The organism is Actinomadura sp. NPDC000600, assembly GCF_040492135.1.
Lineage (GTDB): Bacteria > Actinomycetota > Actinomycetes > Streptosporangiales > Streptosporangiaceae > Spirillospora.
In genome coordinates, this window is the sequence record NZ_JBEUPD010000022.1 from 44,989 (window position 1) to 63,107 (window position 18,119).

An 18,119-nucleotide genomic window follows, 5' to 3' on the forward strand; every position below is an offset into this window, starting at 1 on the left:
CTAAAAGATCATGAGTTCGAGCTTCCGGGCCCCCAAGGGGGTCAGCGAATACGTGCCGCCGCGGGCGGACCTCTTCTACGCCATCCGGGAGGCCTTCGCCGAGCAGGCGAGGCTGGCCGGCTACGGCTACCTGGAACTGGCGGTGTTCGAGGACACGAACCTGTTCCGGCGCGGCGTCGGCGAGTCCACCGACGTGGTGTCCAAGGAGATGTACACCTTCGAGGACAGGGGCGGCCGGTCGCTGACGCTGCGCCCCGAGTTCACCGCGTCGGTGCTGCGCTCCGTCCTGGAGAACAACCTCCACAAGGGCTCGCTGCCGGTGAAGGTGTGGACGACCGGGGCCGCGTTCCGCGCCGAGCGCCCCCAGCAGGGCCGCTACCGGCAGTTCTACCAGCTCGACCTGGAGGCGATCGGCAGCGAGGACCCGCAGGTCGACGCCGAGACGATCGCGATCGCGTGGAACTGGTACCGGTCCCTCGGCCTGACCCGGGTGCGGCTGCTGCTGAACTCGCTCGGCTGCAAGGAGTGCCGCCCCGCCTACCGGGCCCTGCTGCAGGACTTCCTGCGCGGCCTCGACCTGGACGAGGACACTCGCGCCCGCGTCGAGATCAACCCGCTGCGGGTGCTGGACGACAAGCGCCCCAAGGTGCGCGAGCAGCTCACGGGCGCCCCGCTGATGGCCGACCACCTGTGCCCGGCGTGCAAGGCGCACCACGACCGCGTCCGGGAACTGCTCGCCGACCTCGGCATCGCGTGGGAGGACACGCCCACCCTCGTCCGCGGGCTGGACTACTACACCCGCACCACCTACGAGTTCGACCATCCTCTGCTCGGCGCACAGTCCGGCATCGGCGGCGGCGGCCGCTACGACGGGCTGTCGGAGGACATCGGCGGCCCGCCCCTGCCCGGCATCGGGTTCGGCCTCGGCCTGGACCGCACGATCCTCGCGCTGGAGGCCGAGTCGTCGGACGCGGAGGGCCCCGCGTTCGCCGCGAAGCCCCGCTGCGAGGCGTTCGGCGTGGCGCTCGGAGACGCCGCCGAGCGGCGCGTGTTCGCGCTCGTCGCCGAGCTGCGCCGCGCCGGGATCGCCGCCGACATGGCGTTCGGCGGCAAGAAGCTGAAGGGCGCCATGAAGGACGCGGACCGCTCGGGCGCCCGGTACGCCGTGATCCTCGGGGAGCGAGATATCGCGGACGGCGTCGCCCAGGTCAAGGACCTGGCCGAGGGCGAGCAGACCGCCGTCCCGCTCACCGACCTCACCACGACGTTGAAGGAAAGGCTCTCCAAATGATCCGCACCCACGAGGCGGGGACGCTCCGCAAGGAGCACGCCGGGCAGCAGGTAACGCTGGCCGGCTGGGTCGGCCGCCGCCGCGACCACGGCGGCGTCACGTTCATCGACCTGCGCGACGCCTCCGGCACCGCGCAGGTCGTCTTCCGCGAGGAGGACACCGCGCACGACCTGCGCGCCGAGTACTGCGTCAAGGTCGTCGGCGAGGTCCGCGTGCGGCCGGAGGGCAACGAGAACCCCGACCTGCCCACCGGCGAGGTCGAGGTCGCCGCCGCAGACATCGAGGTGCTGTCGGACGCGGCGCCGCTGCCGTTCCCCATCGAGGGCGACGTCAACGTCAACGAGGAGATCCGCCTCAAGTACCGCTACCTCGACCTGCGGCGCGAGAGCGTCGCGCGGGCGATGAAGGTCCGCTCGGAGGCCTCGTTCCTGGCGCACGAGGTGATGCGCGAGCACGGCTTCGTGAACGTCGAGACGCCCACCCTCACCCGGTCAACGCCGGAGGGCGCCCGCGACTTCCTCGTCCCCGTCCGGCTCCAGCCGGGCCACTGGTACGCGCTCCCGCAGTCGCCGCAGCTGTTCAAGCAGCTCCTCATGGTCGGCGGCCTCGAACGCTACTACCAGATCGCCCGCTGCTACCGCGACGAGGACTTCCGCGCCGACCGGCAGCCCGAGTTCACCCAGATCGACATCGAGATGTCGTTCGCCGAGCAGGACGACGTCCTCAAGGTCGGCGAGGACCTCGTGGCGCGCCTGTGGAAGGAGATCGCCGGGTACGAGATCCCCCGCCCGATCCCCCACATCACCTACGCCGACGCGATGGCCCGCTACGGCTCCGACAAGCCCGACCTGCGGTTCGGCAACGAGCTGACCGACATGACCGAGTACTTCGCCGGCACGTCGTTCCGCGTGTTCCAGGCCCCGTACGTCGGCGCGGTCGTCATGCCGGGCGGCGCGTCCCAGACCCGCAAGGAGCTGGACGGCTGGCAGGACTGGGCGAAGGCGCGCGGCGCACGCGGCCTCGCCTACGTGCTCGTCCAGGAGGACGGCACCCTCGGCGGCCCGGTCGCCAAGAACCTCTCCGACGCCGAGAAGGAGGGCCTCGCCGCCAAGACCGGCGCCTCCCCCGGCGACGCGGTCTTCTTCGGGGCCGGCAAGCGGCACTCCACCCAGGAGCTCCTCGGCGCCGCGCGCCTGGAGATCGGCCGCCGCCGCGGCCTGATCGACGAGTCCGCCTGGGAGTTCGTCTGGGTCGTGGACGCGCCGATCTTCGAGCCGGTCGAGGACGACAAGGGCGAGCAGATCGGCTGGACGTCGGTGCACCACCCGTTCACCGCGCCCAAGCCCGAGTTCGCCGACACCTTCCAGGACGACCCGGGCCCGGCCCTCGCCGACGCCTACGACCTAGTCCTGAACGGCAACGAGATCGGCGGCGGCTCCATCCGTATCCACCGCGCCGAGATGCAGCAGCGCGTCTTCGACGTGCTGGGCCTCTCCAAGCAGGAGGCGGAGTCCAAGTTCGGCTTCCTGCTGGAGGCGTTCAAGTTCGGCCCGCCCCCGCACGGCGGCATCGCGTTCGGCTGGGACCGGGTGGTCATGCTCCTCGCCCGCCAGGAGTCCATCCGCGACGTGATCGCCTTCCCGAAGGCCGCGTCCGGCCACGACCCCCTGACCGCGGCGCCCACCCCCATCACCCCGGAGCAGCGCGCCGAGGCGGGCGTCGACGTCATCCCCGAGGACGAACCCGCCGAGAACTGACCTCGACGAAGAAGGGGCGGCCGCAGCGATGCGACCGCCCCCTTTCTCTGCTCCCGGCGCTCCTAGCGAGGGGCGCCGCTGGTCACCCGGTAGACGTCGTAGACGCCGTCGATGGAGCGGACGGCCTTCAGGACGTGGCCGAGGTGCTTCGGGTCGCCCATCTCGAACGTGAAGCGGCTGACGGCGACACGGTCGCGGGTCGTGGTGACCGACGCCGACAGGATGTTGACGTGCTGGTCGGACAGGACCCGGGTCACGTCCGACAGCAGCCGCGGGCGGTCGAGGGCCTCCACCTGGATCGCGACGAGGAACACCGAGTCCTCGCCCGGGGACCACTTGACGTCGATCAGGCGGTCCGGCTGCGACTTCAGGCTCTCGACGTTGGCGCAGTCGGCGCGGTGGACCGAGACGCCGTGGCCGCGGGTCACGAAGCCGACGATGTCGTCGCCGGGGACGGGAGTGCAGCAGCGCGACAGCCGGACCCACACGTCCGGGTCGTCGGCGACGACGACGCCCGGGTCGCCCGCCGGGCGGGTGCGCTTGCGGCGCGTCGGCAGCGCGATCTCGGCGAGGTCCTCCTCGGCGCTCTCGACGCCGCCGAGCGCGTCCACGAGGCGCTGGACGACGTGCTGCGCCGAGACCTGGCTCTCGCCGACGGCCGCGTACAGGGACGACACGTCCGGGTAGCGCATGTCGCGGGCGAGAGCGAGGAGGGCCTCCCCGGACATCATCCGCTGCAGCGGCATGTTCTGCTTGCGCATCGCGCGGGCGATGGCGTCCTTGCCGGACTCGATCGCGGTGTCGCGGCGCTCCTTGGAGAACCAGTGCTTGATCTTGTTGCGGGCGCGGGCGCTCTTGACGAAGCCGAGCCAGTCGCGGCTCGGGCCCGCGTCGGGCGACTTGGAGGTGAAGACCTCGACGGTGTCGCCGTTGTCGAGGGTCGATTCGAGGGGGACGAGGCGGCCGTTGACGCGGGCGCCGATACATCGGTGCCCGACCTCGGTGTGGATCGCGTACGCGAAGTCGACGGGGGTCGCGCCCTGCGGCAGCGCGATCACGTCGCCCTTCGGGGTGAACACGAACACCTCGGAGACCGACAGGTCGAAGCGGAGCGACTCCAGGAACTCGGCCGGGTCGGCGGTCTCCTTCTGCCAGTCGAGGAGCTGGCGGAGCCACTGCATGTCACCGGCCTTGCGGCCGCCGACCGTCTCCTCCTTGTACTTCCAGTGCGCGGCGACGCCGTACTCGGCGCGGCGGTGCATGCCCCAGGTGCGGATCTGCAGTTCGACGGGCTTGCCCTCGGGGCCGATCACCGTCGTGTGCAGCGACTGGTACATGTTGAACTTCGGCATCGCGATGTAGTCCTTGAACCGGCCGGGGACCGGGTTCCACCGCGCGTGGATCGAGCCGAGGGCGGCGTAACAGTCGCGGACGCTGTCGACGAGGACGCGGATGCCGACCAGGTCGTAGATGTCGTCGAAGCTGACGTCCCGCGCGATCATCTTCTGGTAGATCGAGTAGTAGTGCTTCGGCCGGCCCGTCACGGTGGCCTTGATCCGGGCCTCGCGCAGGTCGGTGGAGACGTTCTCGATCACTTCCTGGAGGTAGACGTCGCGGCGCGGGGCGCGCTCGGACACCAGGCGGGCGATCTCGTCGAACCGCTTGGGGTACAGCGTGGCGAACGCGAGGTCCTCCAGCTCCCACTTCAGCGTGTTCATCCCGAGGCGGTGCGCGAGCGGCGCGAAGACCTCCAGGGTCTCGCGGGCCTTCTTCTCCTGCTTGTGCCGCGGCATGTAGCGCAGCGTGCGCATGTTGTGCAGCCGGTCGCCGAGCTTGATCACCAGGACGCGGATGTCGCGGGACATCGCCACGACCATCTTGCGGACGGTCTCGGCCTCCGCGGCCTCCCCGTACTTGACCTTGTCGAGCTTGGTGACGCCGTCGACCAGGGCGGCGATCTCGTCGCCGAACTCGGCGCTCAGCTGGTCGAGGGTGTAGGGGGTGTCCTCGACGGTGTCGTGCAGCAGCGCCGCGCAGAGCGTCTCGGTGTTCATGCCGAGCTCGGCGAGGATGGTGGCGACCGCCAGCGGGTGCGTGATGTAGGGGTCGCCGCTCTTGCGCTTCTGGTGGCGGTGGTAGTGCGCGGCCACGTCGTAGGCGCGCTCGATGAGCCGGAGGTCCGCCTTCGGGTGCGTGTTGCGGACCGTCTTGATCAGAGGTTCGAGTACCGGGTTCATAGCGGGGCCGCGCTGGGCGCCCAACCTGGCGAGCCTGCGGCGCACCCGGGCGGCGGACGGCGGGATCGTGGCCGGCGTGGGCCTGGACGGGACGGCGGACCCGGACGCGTCGTCGGCGTCCGGGGCGGCGCCTGGGCCTTTGGCTGGGGGAACATCGGATCTCGATGGCTGGGCGGGCGGGGCGGCGGACTCGGACGTCTGCGCGGCGGGCTTGGACGTCTGCGTAGCGGAGTCGGACGTCTGCGCGGGGGGCTTGGACGTCCGCGCGGCGGAGTCGTCGGGCTCGGGCGGCCGGACGTCGGGCGGTGGCGGCGCGCGCCGTTCCTCGGCGGCGGCGTTCACCGCGTCGGTCGATACCACCTCACCTGGCACCCAGCCTCCCTAGTCCATCCGGGCGCCGCACTCGCGTGCCGAGGGTCGCGCCCGTCCCCACCGGACCCTGATGGGGTCAGTGTATCCGGCGCCTATTTCGTACTAGACCGTAACCAGGGAATGAACGTCCAGATTCCCCAGCTTGTCGCGTCCGTTCAGGAACGACAGCTCGAGGAGGACCGAAAGTCCGACGACCTCGCCGCCGCCCCGCCGGACCAGCTCGGCGGCGGCCCTGGCCGTCCCCCCGGTCGCCAGGACGTCATCGACGATCAGCACCCGGTCGCCGGGTTCGAAGGCGTCGAGATGGATCTCGATCGTCTCGCTCCCGTACTCGAGATCATAGGTCTCCGCGTCCGTCGCCGAGGGCAGTTTCCCCTTCTTGCGCACCGGGACGAAGCCCGCGCCGAAGTGGTAGGCGACGGGCGCGGCGAGGATGAACCCGCGGGCCTCGATTCCGACGATCTTGTCGATGGTGCCGCGGCCGTGGTGGTTGACGACGGCGTCCACCACTCCGGCGAACGCCACGTGGTCGGCCAGCAGCGGGGTGATGTCCTTGAACATCACCCCCTGCTTGGGATAGTCGGCGACGTCGCGGATCCGCTCCTGGATCAGCTTGTTGAGGTCCACTCCCACGTTCCCCGCCTACTTGCCGCCGCGGCGCTGCTGCCGCGACCCTCGCTTCGGCTGCTGCCGCGACCCCGTCTGCACGACCTTGCGCACGGTCACCGCGCTGCGGACGTCGGTGGCGGGACGATCGCCCTCGTCCTCCGGGTCGTCCGCCGGGTCGTCCTCCGCGGTGTCGGCGGAGGCCCCGGCGCCGGCCTTGACCTTCGCCTTCGACGTCCGCCTGGCGCTCTGCTCGCGCCGGGCGATGTTCTCCCGGAGCTGCTTGTACTTCGGCTCGCGCTCCTTGAACTGGACCAGCAGCGGCGTCGCCACGCAGATCGAGGAGTACGTACCGACGATCATGCCGACGAACAGGGCGAGCGACAGGTCCTTCAGCGTGCCCGCGCCGAACAGGGTCGTGCCGATGAACAGGATCGCGCCGACGGGCAGGATCGCCACCAGCGAGGTGTTCAGCGAGCGCACCAGGGTGCTGCTGAGCGCCTGGTTGGCGGCCTCGCTGTAGGTGATCTTGGAGGTCGGCCCGAGCGGCTTGGTGACCTCCTTGATCATGTCGAAGACGACGACGGCGTCGTACAGCGAGTAGCCGAGGATCGTCAGGAAGCCGAGCAGCGTGGCCGGGGTGACCTCGAAGCCCGACCAGGCGTAGATGCCGGCGGTGATCACGAGGTCGTGGACGAGCGCGACCACCGCGGCCACGGCCATCCGCCACTCGAACGCCACCGACAGGTAGGCGATGATCAAGATCATGAAGACGAGCAGCGCCTGCCACGCCTTCTTCTGGATCTCACCGCCCCACGAGGCGCCGACGACCTGGGTGCTGACCTTGTCGGCGGGGACGGTCAGCTCCTTGGCGACGCTGGTCTTGACCGCGGTGACCTCGCTCGAGGACAGGCTCTCGGTCGTGACCCGCCAGTCGCCGCCCGCCTTCTGCACGATCACCTGGTGCGGGCCGCCGTCGGCGACGGCGCCGCGCACCTGCTCGATCGAGGCGCTCGGCGCCTTGAAGGTGAAGACGGAGCCGCCCTTGAACTCGACGCCGAAGTTGAGTCCCTGCACCAGCAGGCCCGCGATCGACAGCGCCAGCAGCAGCCCGGAGATCGTGTACCAGATCTTCGGCCGGCCGACGATGTCGGCGCTGATCTCGCCCCGGTAGATCCGGGAGATGGCCGCACGCGTTCCCATGCTCAGGCCTCCTGGCTCGTCGTGCGGGCGGCTGGGGCGGTGTCCTGCGCCTTGTGCAGGCGCCTCGGGTCGAGGCCGGACATCGGATGCCCGCGGCCGAAGAAGCTGGTGCGCGCCAGCAGCGCGACCATCGGCTTGGTGAAGAAGAACACCACGATGACGTCGATGAGCGTCGTGAGGCCCATCGCGAACGCGAACCCGGCCACCCCGCCGACCGCGAGGAAGTACAGCACGAGCGCCGCGAGGAAGGTCACGGCGTCGGCCACGAGGATGGTGCGCCGTGCCCGCTTCCAGGCGTTCTCGATCGACGAGCGCAGCCTGCGCCCGGCCCGCAGCTCGTCCCTCAGCCGCTCGAAGTAGACGATGAACGAGTCGGCGGTGATGCCGATGGACACGATCAAACCGATGATGTGCGGCAGCGAGAGCCGGAAGCCCATCCCCTCACCGAGGATCACCACCGCCTCGTAGGTGATGGCCGACGCCACGACCAGGCTGGACACCGCCACGAGGCCGAGGCCCCGGTAGTAGAACAGGCAGTAGAGCACCACCAGGCCGAGCCCGATCGCGCCGGCGATCAGTCCGCCGGTCAGCTGGTCGGAGCCCAGCGTGGACGACACCTCGTCGATGGAGCTCTGCTTGAACTCCAGCGGCAGCGCCCCGTACTTGAGCACGTTGGCGAGGTCGGTGGCGTACTGCTGGTTGAAGCTGTCGGGCGGCCCGTCGATGCTGGCGGTGCCGCCGGTGATGGGGCCCTCGCGGATGCTGGGCGCGGAGACGACCTGGCCGTCCAGCACGATCGCGACCTGCGCCTGCGGCGAGGACGGGTTCTGCTGGTAGGCCTGGGAGGCGGCGGTGGTGACCGCGCCGAACTCGCGGGCGCCCTTGCCGTCGAACTTCAGCGAGACCGACCAGCTGGCCTGGCCCTGCTGGGCGTTCGGCGGCATCGCGCTCGCCGAGGAGACGTTCTCGCCCAGGACCTGGACGGGGCCGAGGATGTACTTGGTGACCTGGCCCTTCTCCGCGTCCTGGTCACAGGCGGCGACGAACTTGCGGTTCGGGTCGTTGGACCCCGGGGCCCGCCGGTCGTCGCCGTAGCAGTTGAGCGCCTCGAACTGGCTGATCACGGCCTTGTCGGTGACGCCCGGGTAGTCCTGCGCGGGCGCGCTGGGCTGCCCGGACGGCTGGCCCAGGGGCGACGACGCCGACGGAGCCGGGGACGCCGCGGCGGACCCGGACGGCTTCGGCGTCGGGGCCGCCAGCGCCCCCGACAGCGCCCGGCCGCGCGGGGTCGCCGACGTCGACGGCGACGCGCTCCCGGACGGGGAGGCCGACGCGGAAGGCGAGGGGCTCTTGCCCCCGTCCTTCCCCTTCGACGACGGGCTGGGGGACGGGGCGGGCGCCGCCCCGTTCGCGGGCCGCCCGTCGGCCACCGCGAACACCTGGCGGAACTGCAGCTTCGCCGTCGTCCCGATCAGGTTGACGACGCGGCCCTGCCCCTCACCGGGGACGTTCACCACGATGTTGTTGCTGCCCTGCTTGGCGACCTCGGCGTCGGACACCCCCAGACCGTTGACGCGCTTCGTCATGATCTTGACGGCCTGGTTCATCTGGTCGGCCGGGGGGTTCTTGCCGTTCGGGGTCTTGGCCGTGAGGGTCACGGTCGTCCCGCCGGCGAGGTCGAGGCCCAGCTTGGGCTTCGTCTGCCCCTGCCAGACCGCCAGACCTGCCAGGACCACCATGACCGCGAAGAGCGCGAGGAGCGTGCGCCCCGGCTTGGGAGCATTCTTGGGCGGAGCCACTTGTCGTCGTACTTCCCGTCGTATCGTCGCCTGAGAGGGGGTCAGGCGGGCTTGTCGCCCGCCTCGACCTTCGCCTTCCCCTTCGGCTTGGACTCGGGCTCGCCGTCCTCGTCCGCGCTGGCCGCGGCCTCGCCGTCCTTGGACAGGTCGACCTCGGCTCCGTCCTTGGACAGGTCGACGCGGTCGCCGTCCTCGTCCTCGGCGTCCTCGACGGCCTCGTCGTGCTCGTCGTCGAGCTCCTCGGGGTCGTCGTCCTTGAGGACCTGCATGATCGCCTGCTTGACGAACCGGACCTCGACGCCGTCGGCGATCTCCAGCACGACACCGTCGTCGTCCACCGACACGACGGTCGCGCGGATACCGCTGGTCGTCAGGACGCGGGCGCCCGGTTCCATGGCGTTCTGCATCTGCATCTGCTCTTTGCGGCGCCTGCTCTGCGGCCGGATGAGCAGGAAGTAGAAGACCAGTGGCACGGCGAGGAGCAGGAGCAGGTTGAAGGCCCCGCTACCGCCGTTGTTCGCCGCGAGAATCATGTCGCTGCCCATTACTGGGGCATCCTTCCGATGTCGATTGCCCAGCCTGTGACCAGACCGGTCACGTGCAACGGGACCGCCGGCTGGAGACGGTGAACCAAGTCCCGGAGTCTAGAGAGTACGCGAGACCCCGGCAACGAGGCGACGATCGGCGTCGCCGGGAAGTTCCCAACCCGTTACCAGATGATCACTATTCCGCTCCGTCGGCGTTCCCGTCCAGGTCGAACAGGGTGCCCGCCATCGGCGCGGTCGGCGGTTGGGGAAGCCCGAGGTGCGCCCACGCGGCAGCCGTGGCGACCCGTCCGCGCGGCGTCCTGGCGAGCAGGCCCTGCCGGACGAGGAACGGCTCCGCGACGACCTCGACGGTCTCGGGCTCCTCCCCCACCGACACGGCGAGCGTCGACAGGCCCACCGGCCCGCCGCCGAACTTGCGCATCAGCGACTCCAGGACGGAACGGTCGAGCCGGTCAAGGCCCCGTTCGTCCACCTCGTACAACGCCAGGGCCGCGCGGGCCGATTCCCGCGTGATCACCCCGTCGGCGCGGACCTCGGCGTAGTCGCGGACGCGGCGCAGCAGCCGGTTGGCGATCCGGGGCGTGCCGCGCGAGCGTCCGGCCACCTCGGCGGCGGCGTCGTCGGCGATCTCCACGCCCAGCAGCCGGGCCGACCGGCGGACGATGACCTCCAGCTCGGCGGGCTCGTAGAAGTCCATGTGCGCGACGAACCCGAACCGGTCGCGCAGCGGGCCGGGCAGCATGCCCGCCCGCGTGGTGGCCCCCACCAGCGTGAAGGGGGCGATGTCCAGCGGGATCGCCGTCGCGCCCGGGCCCTTGCCCACGACGACGTCGACGCGGAAGTCCTCCATCGCCATGTAGAGCATCTCCTCGGCGGGCCGCGCCAGCCGGTGGATCTCGTCCAGGAACAGCACCTCGCCCTCGGCGAGGGTGGACAGCACGGCCGCGAGGTCGCCGGCCCGCTCGATCGCGGGCCCCGAGGAGATCCGCAGCGGCTGCCCCAGCTCCGCCGCGATGATCATGGCGAGGGTGGTCTTGCCGAGACCCGGCCCGCCGGACAGCAGCACGTGGTCGGGGGTCCGGCCGCGCCGCAGCGCGCCGTGCAGCACCAGCGAGAGCTGCTCGCGGACCCGTTCCTGCCCGACGAAGTCGTCCAGCTTCTTCGGCCGCAGCGCGGCCTCGATCTGCTGCTCCTCGATCCCGTCGGCGTCCGCGGACACCAGCCGCTCGCTCTCGTCGGTCCCGCTCATCCCCGCTCCCCACGCCTCCCCGGACTCGCTCTCACTCATGGCCTGCCCTCCGTGGGGGGCGACCCCCCACACCCCCCGGTTCGCTACCGCTCATTGTTTGCTGAGCTTCTTCAGCGCCGACCTGAGCAGCGCCGCGACCGGGGGCGTCTCGCCGCCGTCGAGGTCCGCGGCGACGGCGTCGACGGCTGCGTCGGCGTCCTTGGCCGACCAGCCGAGGTTGACCAGGCCCATCTGGACCTGCTCGCGCCACGGCTCGGCGCGGGCGGGCGTGCGCAGGTCGCCGCCGTCGTCGCCGACCGGGCCGCCGAGGCGGTCCCGCAGCTCCAGGACGATGCGCTGGGCGCCCTTCTTGCCGATGCCGGGCACCTTGGTGAGCGCGTTCACGTCCTCGGTGGACACGGCGCGGCGCAGCGCGTTCGGCGAGTGGACGGCGAGCATCGCCAGGGCGAGGCGGGGTCCGACGCCGCTGGCGGTCTGGAGCAGCTCGAAGACGGTGCGCTCATCGTCGTCGGCGAACCCGAACAGGGTGAGGGAGTCCTCGCGGACGACGAGTGAGGTCGGCACCTGGGCCTGCTCGCCGACCCGCAGGCCGACCAGCGTCGCGGGGGTGCACTGCACCGAGAGGCCGACGCCGTGCACGTCGATCACCGCCCCGTCGGGGCCCGCGGCGGCCACCCGGCCGCTGACGAAGGCGATCACTGGACGCTTCCTCCTCTGCTCCGGGCGGCGAGCCGTTCCCGTTCGGCCCTGGCCGCCTCCTCGATCCGCGACCGCTGCGCGTGCGCGAGCCGTCGCTGCGCTCCCCCGCGCCACACGTGACAGATGGCCAGGGCGAGCGCGTCCGCGGCGTCCGCCGGCTTCGGCGCCGCCTCCAGCGCCAGCAACCGGGTCACCATCCGGGTCACCTGCGCCTTGTCGGCGCGGCCGTTGCCGGTGACGGCGGCCTTGGCCTCGCTCGGGGTGTGCAGCGCGACGGGCAGGCCGCGGCGGGCGGCCAGCAGCATCGCGATGCCCGCGGCCTGGGCCGTCCCCATGACGGTCCGGACGTTGTGCTGGGAGAACACGCGCTCGACCGCGACGGCCTCAGGGCGCAGTTCGTCCATCAGGGCCGCGATCCCCGTCTCGATGCCCAGCAGGCGCTGGGCGTGGTCCTCGTCGGGGGCGGTCCGCACGACCGACACGTGCACCAGGTGCAGCCGCTTGCCCGGGGCGCCCTCGACGACCCCGACCCCGCACCGGGTGAGCCCGGGGTCCACCCCCATCACCCGCACGGCCGCTCCTTCGATCATCTGTTCGGCCGCCAACGCTACCAATCCGCGTCGCCGGTCAGAAGTAGTCCAGCGAGAACGGCGTGGCCGCGAACACGGCCGTGAGCGCCTCGGCGTCCGCGCCCTGGAGCAGGCCCGCGCGGCGGAGCGTGGTCACCGGGATCCCGGCGTAGAGGGCCGACAGGCCGCGCGGGCCGAGGCGCACGGCGTCCGCGGCGGCGGTGGAGCGCTCCAGCCTGCCCTCCCCGTCCGCGACCTCCAGCCTCCAGTGCCCGGAGTTCGCCGGACGCTCCGGGTCGTCGATCTCCAGCGGGACGCCGGCGGCGACCCCGGCCGGGTAGCCGCGCGCCGCGATCGCCGCGGGCGCGTCGACGACCCGCAGCATCCACTGGGAGCGATGGACGACCTCGTGTTCGCGTTCGCGCGGCAGCCACAGCACCGGGTCCGCGGGCGAGACGCAGGCCCGCACCGACTCGGCCGTGGACGAGCCGGATCCGACGATGGCCCACAGCGCCCTCAGCGTCCTCTCGGAGGACGCGACGAGCCGGAGGACCTCCAGCCCGGCGTTGCCCTCCGCCCAGCGGTAGGAGAGGAATCCGTCCTCGGCCAGGTAGTGGTAGACGTCCGGGGCGTCCAGATGCTCGCGCCACCTCGCCTCGGGCCAGCCGACGGGGCCGCAGTCGCGCGCCGTCCGGTGCGCGCGCCCGATCACGGCGGCCACCTCGGCGGCGTCGCCCGGCCCGGCGCGGCGGACGGGGACCCGTTCGGCCGCGATCGTGCGCAGGGCCTCGGTGGACAGGTCGACGTGGTGCCAGCCGCCCGCGTGCTCCCAGCCCAGCGACCGGTAGAGCCGCGTCGTGGCCGGATAGAGCATGGCGAGCGGGTGGCCGAGGCCGGCGCACCGCTCCAGCAGGTCGGTCATCAGGCGGCGGCCGAGCCCCCGCCCGCGCTCCTCAGGCGCGACCGTGATCGCGCTGACGCCGGCCGTGGAGACCGCACGCCCGTTCCACCACTGCGCCATGTCGAGCAGGGCTCCCGTGGCGACGACCGCCCGGCCGTCGAAGCCCGCGAACTGCCGCCCGGCCTCCGCGGCCTGCCGGACGAGGCGGGACCGCCGCGCCCACACCTCGTCGGGCAGCGGCCCGAAGGCGCGGGCCCGGATGTCTCGGACGGCGTCCACCTCGCCGGGGGCGACAGCGCGAATCTCCATGATCCAGACCGTATGCGACGGCTCCGACGGCAACGCCGCCGCACCCGGGCGGGCGGCGGCGGCGTTCGCGGGGCGGCGGGGTCAGGCGTCGATGGAGGCCATGACCTCGTCGCTGACGTCGAAGTTGGCGTAGACCTCCTGGACGTCGTCGGAGTCCTCCAGGGCGTCGAGGAGCCGGAACACCTTCTTGGCGTTGTCCTCGTCGAGCGGGACGGTCACGCTCGGCAGGAACTTGCTCTCCGCCGAGTCGTAGTCGATGCCCGCCTCCACCAGCGCCGAGCGGACCGCGACCAGGTCGCCGGCCTCGCTCACGACCTCGAAGTTCTCCTCGTCGAGGTCGTTGACCTCCTCGGCCCCGGCGTCCAGGACGGCCATCATGACGTCGTCCTCGCTGGTGCCCGCCTTGGGGACGATCACGACGCCCTTGCGGTTGAACATGTAGGAGACCGAGCCCGGGTCGGCGAGGGAGCCGCCGTTGCGGGTCAGGGCGACGCGGACCTCGGAGGCGGCCCGGTTGCGGTTGTCGGTCAGGCACTCGATGAGCACGGCCACCCCGCCGGGGGCGTAGCCCTCGTAGGTGATGGTCTGCCATTCGGCGCCCCCGGCCTCCTCACCGGCGCCCCGCTTGCGGGCGCGCTCGATGTTGTCGTTCGGGACCGAGTTCTTCTTCGCCTTGTAGATGGCGTCGTAGAGGGTGGGATTCGCGTCGGGGTCTCCGCCGCCGGTGCGGGCCGCCACCTCGATGTTCTTGATCAGCTTGGCGAAGAGCTTGCCCCGCTTGGCGTCGAGGGCCGCCTTCTTGTGCTTGGTCGTCGCCCACTTGGAATGGCCGGACATCTGTCAATCCTCCTCTGTCGTCCGGCGCACCAGATCGGCGAAGTAGTGGTGCACGCGGAAATCGCCTGTCAACTCCGGATGGAACGCGGTCGCCATGAGGCGCCCCTGGCGGACGGCGACGATCCTACCGGCGTTCGGGCCGCTCTCCGCGCGTCCGAGGACCTCGACGTCGTCGCCGACGGACTCCACCCAGGGTGCGCGGATGAAAACCGCGTGGTACGGCGTGTCACCCATACCGGTCAGCGGGACGGCGGCCTCGAACGAGTCGACCTGCCGGCCGAACGCGTTGCGCCGCACGGTCATGTCGATCCCCCCCACGGTCTCCTGGCCCGCGACGCCGCCGCGGATCCGGTCCGCCAGCATGATCATGCCGGCGCAGGAGCCGTAGGCGGGCATGCCCGCCTCGATCCGCTTGCGCAGCGGGTCGAGCAGTTCGAACGAGCGCGCCAGCCGCCACATGGTGGTGGACTCCCCGCCGGGCAGCACCAGCCCGTCGACCTGTTCCAGTTCGTCGGGGCGGCGCACCTTCAGGGCGCGCACCCCGGCCGCCTCCAACGCGCGCGCGTGCTCGCGCACGTCGCCCTGCAGGGCGAGGACACCGATCGTGGGCACAGCAGTCACGTGGAAACCTTCCGGGGAACAGGAGTCGTCTCAACCCTAGACGTTCCTTACAACGGCGCACGACCTGGCTGATCTTCCCAGCGCCCCCGCAGCGCCCCCGCCCCCGCGCCTAGGTCAGGCGTGCCGGAAGCGGCGGACCGGGAGTTCCAGGGGCAGGAAGCCGTCCTTGCCCCGGTCGGCGATGCCGCGGCCGAACATGTAGGCCTCGGCGAGGGCGAGCCCGAACTCCTCGGGGTCGAACGGGAGCGGCACGTCCGGGGCGCCGGCGTCGACGGCGCGCCAGAACGGCCGCTCGGCGGGCAGCCGCTCGCCCTGGTCGACGACCACCCCGTCCTCCGCGGTGACGAACACGTCGCGGAGCAGCTCGCCCGACTCGTACCAGCGGAACCAGCAGCCGCGGATGACGTTGTGCAGGACGAGGACGCCGCAGTGCGCGCCGGGCAGGGCCGCGGCGGCGGTGTCGGCGATGCGGCGGGCGTCCTCGTCGAGGCAGAACAGCCGCCTGTCGCACAGCAGCAGCGCCCGCTCGAAGGCCCCGACGAACAGCTCGTCGTCGTAGGGCCAGAGCGCGAAGTCCAGGACCGTGTCACCGGTCTCGGTGAGGGCGGCCGCCGGGTACAGGCGGCGCGCGATCTTCGCGGCGGCGTCCGGATCGGGCACCATGCCGGGCCGGAACACCTCGGTGGGCTCACCCGCGCTCGCACACGCCAGCGCGACCGACCAAGCCATGCTCTCCCCTCCCGCGGCCGGACCGCCCGAAGATCGCTTCACCGGCCGCGACGTCAGCGTAACCCCGCCGGCGGCCGGTGTGGAGGGGGGACCCCGGTATCCGCCCGGCCACTCCGGGCCGGGCGGACGGGTGCCCGCTACCAGCCGCGACCGGCGAACTTCTGGTCCTCGCCGAGGGAGGCGGCGCTGATGCCGACCATGGCCTCGCCGAGGCCGCGCGACACCTTCGCGATCACGTCGGGGTCGTCGTGGAAGGTGGTGGCCTTCACGATCGCCTCGGCCCGCTGGGCGGGGTTGCCGGACTTGAAGATCCCGGAGCCGACGAAGACGCCCTCGGCGCCGAGCTGCATCATCATCGCGGCGTCGGCCGGGGTGGCGATGCCGCCCGCGGTGAACAGCACGACGGGCAGCCTGCCCGCCTGCGCGACCTCCTTGACCAGCTCGTACGGGGCCTGGAGCTCCTTGGCCGCGACGTACAGCTCGTCCTCGGGCAGGGACTGCAGGCGGCGGATCTCCTGCCGGATCTTGCGCATGTGCGTCGTGGCGTTGGAGACGTCGCCGGTGCCGGCCTCGCCCTTGGAGCGGATCATCGCCGCGCCCTCGGTGATGCGGCGCAGCGCCTCGCCGAGGCTGGTGGCGCCGCAGACGAAGGGGACGGTGAACGCCCACTTGTCGATGTGGTTGTCGTAGTCGGCGGGCGTCAGCACCTCCGACTCGTCGATGTAGTCGACGCCGAGGGCCTGCAGCACCTGCGCCTCGACGAAGTGGCCGATGCGGGCCTTGGCCATGACCGGGATGGAGACCGCGCCGATGATCCCGTCGATCATGTCGGGGTCGCTCATCCGGGAGATGCCGCCCTCGGCGCGGATGTCGGCGGGGACCCGCTCCAGGGCCATGACGGCGACCGCGCCCGCGTCTTCGGCGATCTTCGCCTGCTCGGGCGTGACGACGTCCATGATCACGCCGCCCTTGAGCATCTCCGCCATGCCGCGCTTGACGCGGGCGGTCCCGGTCTCGGGCGCGGCGTTGTCAGGGGCGGGAGTGGAAGTGGACACGGGCATTCCTCACGTGGACGGACGACAAGTCTTTTCCCATGATATTGCCTGCTCGTTCGCCCTCTGGACCCGGCAGAGTGTCAGCGGACGGCGGCGGAGGCTTACGAAGTGACGGGCGGCGGGGGTGCCCCGGGCTCCGCGCGGCCTAGGACGCGCCCACTTCAGGGCGTGTAGGGCTTGCCGTCGTTGACGAGCACGACCCACACCTGGCCGGGTGCGAAGTTCATGGGTTTGCCGTCGGCTGTGGTGTAGGTGGTGCCTTTGCTCTCGGACGGGCGCGACCACTTGGCGTCGTAGGCCTTGCCGTCGCGCAGGACGACCGCGCGCCCGGTGCCGGTGGTGTGGATCAGCGGCGTGTAGCTGCCGAGGAAGTCGTGGAACTTCGAGCGGGTCGTCTTGGCGTACTGGACGACGACGGTCTTGCCGCCGAGCAGCCCGCCTTCCGCGGCGCGGTCGGGCCTGCCGCCCCAGCTGGCGAGCCACCGCTTCTGCTTGGCCGACCACGTGAAACCCATCCTGGCGGCGGGCCACCGGGCGGTGAACGACTTGGTGGGCTCGCCGCCTTCGGGGGCCTCTCCGAAGCGGAAGCCGATGTCGCGCGGCTTGGCGGCCTTCGGCGCCCGCTTGAGGAGGTTCTTGGGGTCGGCGTAGAGGTTGTAGGGGATGCGCCTGTCGCTGGAGCGGAAGTACGCGCCGCCCGCGCTCTCCTGTGAGATGTCGTACACCGGCGCCTTGCGGATGTACTTCTTCATCTTGCTCTGGACGCCGGAGAACGCGAAGGCGGGACGGCCGAACTGCGGCAGGATGTGCAGGTCGGAGATGCGGGCGCTGCGGACGGGCCCGACCTTCTTCGGCAGCTTGGAGGAGAAGACCGCCATCAGGCGGGTCTCGCCGCCCTCAACCTGCTCGACGTAGACGATGTCGGCGGCCGACACGCCGCTCTGCGGGAGCGCGGGGCTGGTGTTCTCGATCTTGACCGCGAGGACGGGGTTGCCGAGGCCCTTGGTGCCGCCGGTGAACGGGTGCGTCGCCGGCGTCGGCGTCGCGCTGTCCTGGGGCGCGCCCGTGCTCTTCGGCGGCGGCGCCGACTTCGGACCGTCCGAGCTCGAGCAGGCCGGCAGCGCGGCGCCGAGGACGAGGACGCCGAGTCCCGCGGCCGCGTGCCTCCGGGCGGTGATCTCCCAGACAGATCGCACGATCTACCCCTCCTTTGGACGATCTGCCAGAGGTTAGCGAACGTGATCCGGTGCGCTCGCCCGCCCGGTGGTACGGCCGAGGGGTGCTCCCCCGCTCAAGGTCCGCCTGCCGATATGTCCGGGCGGCCGGATTCCGGGCCT

The 18,119-nt window shown here is 71.5% G+C and carries 16 protein-coding genes; 2 read left to right on the forward strand and 14 right to left on the reverse strand.

All coding sequences use genetic code 11. From position 1 onward, the window contains the following. Nucleotides 1-10: 10 nt before the first annotated feature. Nucleotides 11-1,291, forward strand: a complete 1,281-nt coding sequence (hisS, locus tag ABWI07_RS28210) for a histidine--tRNA ligase (protein ID WP_149264747.1) — start codon at nucleotides 11-13, stop codon at nucleotides 1,289-1,291. Continuing rightward, nucleotides 1,288-3,048, forward strand: coding sequence for an aspartate--tRNA ligase (gene aspS, locus ABWI07_RS28215; protein WP_149264746.1), 1,761 nt, complete (start codon nucleotides 1,288-1,290; stop codon nucleotides 3,046-3,048). Before hisS ends, aspS begins: the two co-directional genes overlap by 4 nt. Nucleotides 3,049-3,110: 62 nt before the next feature. Here aspS and ABWI07_RS28220 read toward each other — a convergent pair whose 3' ends face one another. The 14 genes from ABWI07_RS28220 to ABWI07_RS28285 all read right to left on the reverse strand — a co-directional run bounded on the left by ABWI07_RS28220 (nucleotide 3,111) and on the right by ABWI07_RS28285 (nucleotide 17,978). Next, nucleotides 3,111-5,657, reverse strand: coding sequence for a RelA/SpoT family protein (locus ABWI07_RS28220; protein WP_375708367.1), 2,547 nt, complete (start codon nucleotides 5,655-5,657; stop codon nucleotides 3,111-3,113). A 102-nt stretch (nucleotides 5,658-5,759) separates the two neighbouring features. Then, nucleotides 5,760-6,290 (reverse strand): adenine phosphoribosyltransferase, encoded by a 531-nt coding sequence (locus ABWI07_RS28225; RefSeq protein ID WP_200842438.1) that lies wholly within the window; start codon nucleotides 6,288-6,290, stop codon nucleotides 5,760-5,762. 9 nt (nucleotides 6,291-6,299) lie between these two features. After that, on the reverse strand, nucleotides 6,300-7,466 hold the full coding sequence (gene secF / locus ABWI07_RS28230; protein WP_149264745.1) for a protein translocase subunit SecF: 1,167 nt from the start codon (nucleotides 7,464-7,466) through the stop codon (nucleotides 6,300-6,302). 2 nt (nucleotides 7,467-7,468) lie between these two features. Then, nucleotides 7,469-9,265 carry a protein translocase subunit SecD gene (gene secD / locus ABWI07_RS28235; RefSeq protein WP_308801020.1) on the reverse strand — a complete coding sequence of 599 codons (1,797 nt, stop codon included), beginning with the start codon at nucleotides 9,263-9,265 and terminating at the stop codon, nucleotides 7,469-7,471. 41 nt (nucleotides 9,266-9,306) lie between these two features. Further along, complete coding sequence (gene yajC / locus ABWI07_RS28240) at nucleotides 9,307-9,810, reverse strand: preprotein translocase subunit YajC (RefSeq protein WP_200842437.1); 504 nt, start codon at nucleotides 9,808-9,810, stop codon at nucleotides 9,307-9,309. A gap of 178 nt (nucleotides 9,811-9,988) precedes the next feature. Next, the gene (gene ruvB, locus ABWI07_RS28245) at nucleotides 9,989-11,062 is read right to left on the reverse strand and encodes a Holliday junction branch migration DNA helicase RuvB (RefSeq protein WP_353820354.1); all 1,074 of its coding nucleotides are present in this window, start codon (nucleotides 11,060-11,062) and stop codon (nucleotides 9,989-9,991) included. 90 nt (nucleotides 11,063-11,152) lie between these two features. Next, the gene (gene ruvA / locus ABWI07_RS28250; protein WP_353820304.1) at nucleotides 11,153-11,761 is read right to left on the reverse strand and encodes a Holliday junction branch migration protein RuvA; all 609 of its coding nucleotides are present in this window, start codon (nucleotides 11,759-11,761) and stop codon (nucleotides 11,153-11,155) included. After that, nucleotides 11,758-12,351, reverse strand: coding sequence for a crossover junction endodeoxyribonuclease RuvC (ruvC, locus tag ABWI07_RS28255; RefSeq protein ID WP_235037429.1), 594 nt, complete (start codon nucleotides 12,349-12,351; stop codon nucleotides 11,758-11,760). Before ruvC ends, ruvA begins: the two co-directional genes overlap by 4 nt. Nucleotides 12,352-12,388: 37 nt before the next feature. Beyond that, entirely contained in the window at nucleotides 12,389-13,540 is a 1,152-nt protein-coding gene (locus ABWI07_RS28260) for a GNAT family N-acetyltransferase (protein ID WP_149264743.1), read from the reverse strand. An 81-nt stretch (nucleotides 13,541-13,621) separates the two neighbouring features. Further along, entirely contained in the window at nucleotides 13,622-14,377 is a 756-nt protein-coding gene (locus ABWI07_RS28265) for a YebC/PmpR family DNA-binding transcriptional regulator (protein WP_149264742.1), read from the reverse strand. A gap of 3 nt (nucleotides 14,378-14,380) precedes the next feature. Then, nucleotides 14,381-14,998 (reverse strand): pyridoxal 5'-phosphate synthase glutaminase subunit PdxT, encoded by a 618-nt coding sequence (gene pdxT / locus ABWI07_RS28270; RefSeq protein ID WP_353820305.1) that lies wholly within the window; start codon nucleotides 14,996-14,998, stop codon nucleotides 14,381-14,383. A 114-nt stretch (nucleotides 14,999-15,112) separates the two neighbouring features. After that, nucleotides 15,113-15,727 (reverse strand): DUF6928 family protein, encoded by a 615-nt coding sequence (locus ABWI07_RS28275; protein WP_149264740.1) that lies wholly within the window; start codon nucleotides 15,725-15,727, stop codon nucleotides 15,113-15,115. A 137-nt stretch (nucleotides 15,728-15,864) separates the two neighbouring features. Continuing rightward, the gene (gene pdxS / locus ABWI07_RS28280) at nucleotides 15,865-16,788 is read right to left on the reverse strand and encodes a pyridoxal 5'-phosphate synthase lyase subunit PdxS (protein ID WP_149264739.1); all 924 of its coding nucleotides are present in this window, start codon (nucleotides 16,786-16,788) and stop codon (nucleotides 15,865-15,867) included. Nucleotides 16,789-16,943: 155 nt separating this feature from the next. Then, nucleotides 16,944-17,978, reverse strand: coding sequence for a DUF3048 domain-containing protein (locus ABWI07_RS28285; protein WP_235037428.1), 1,035 nt, complete (start codon nucleotides 17,976-17,978; stop codon nucleotides 16,944-16,946). Nucleotides 17,979-18,119 lie beyond the last annotated feature (141 nt).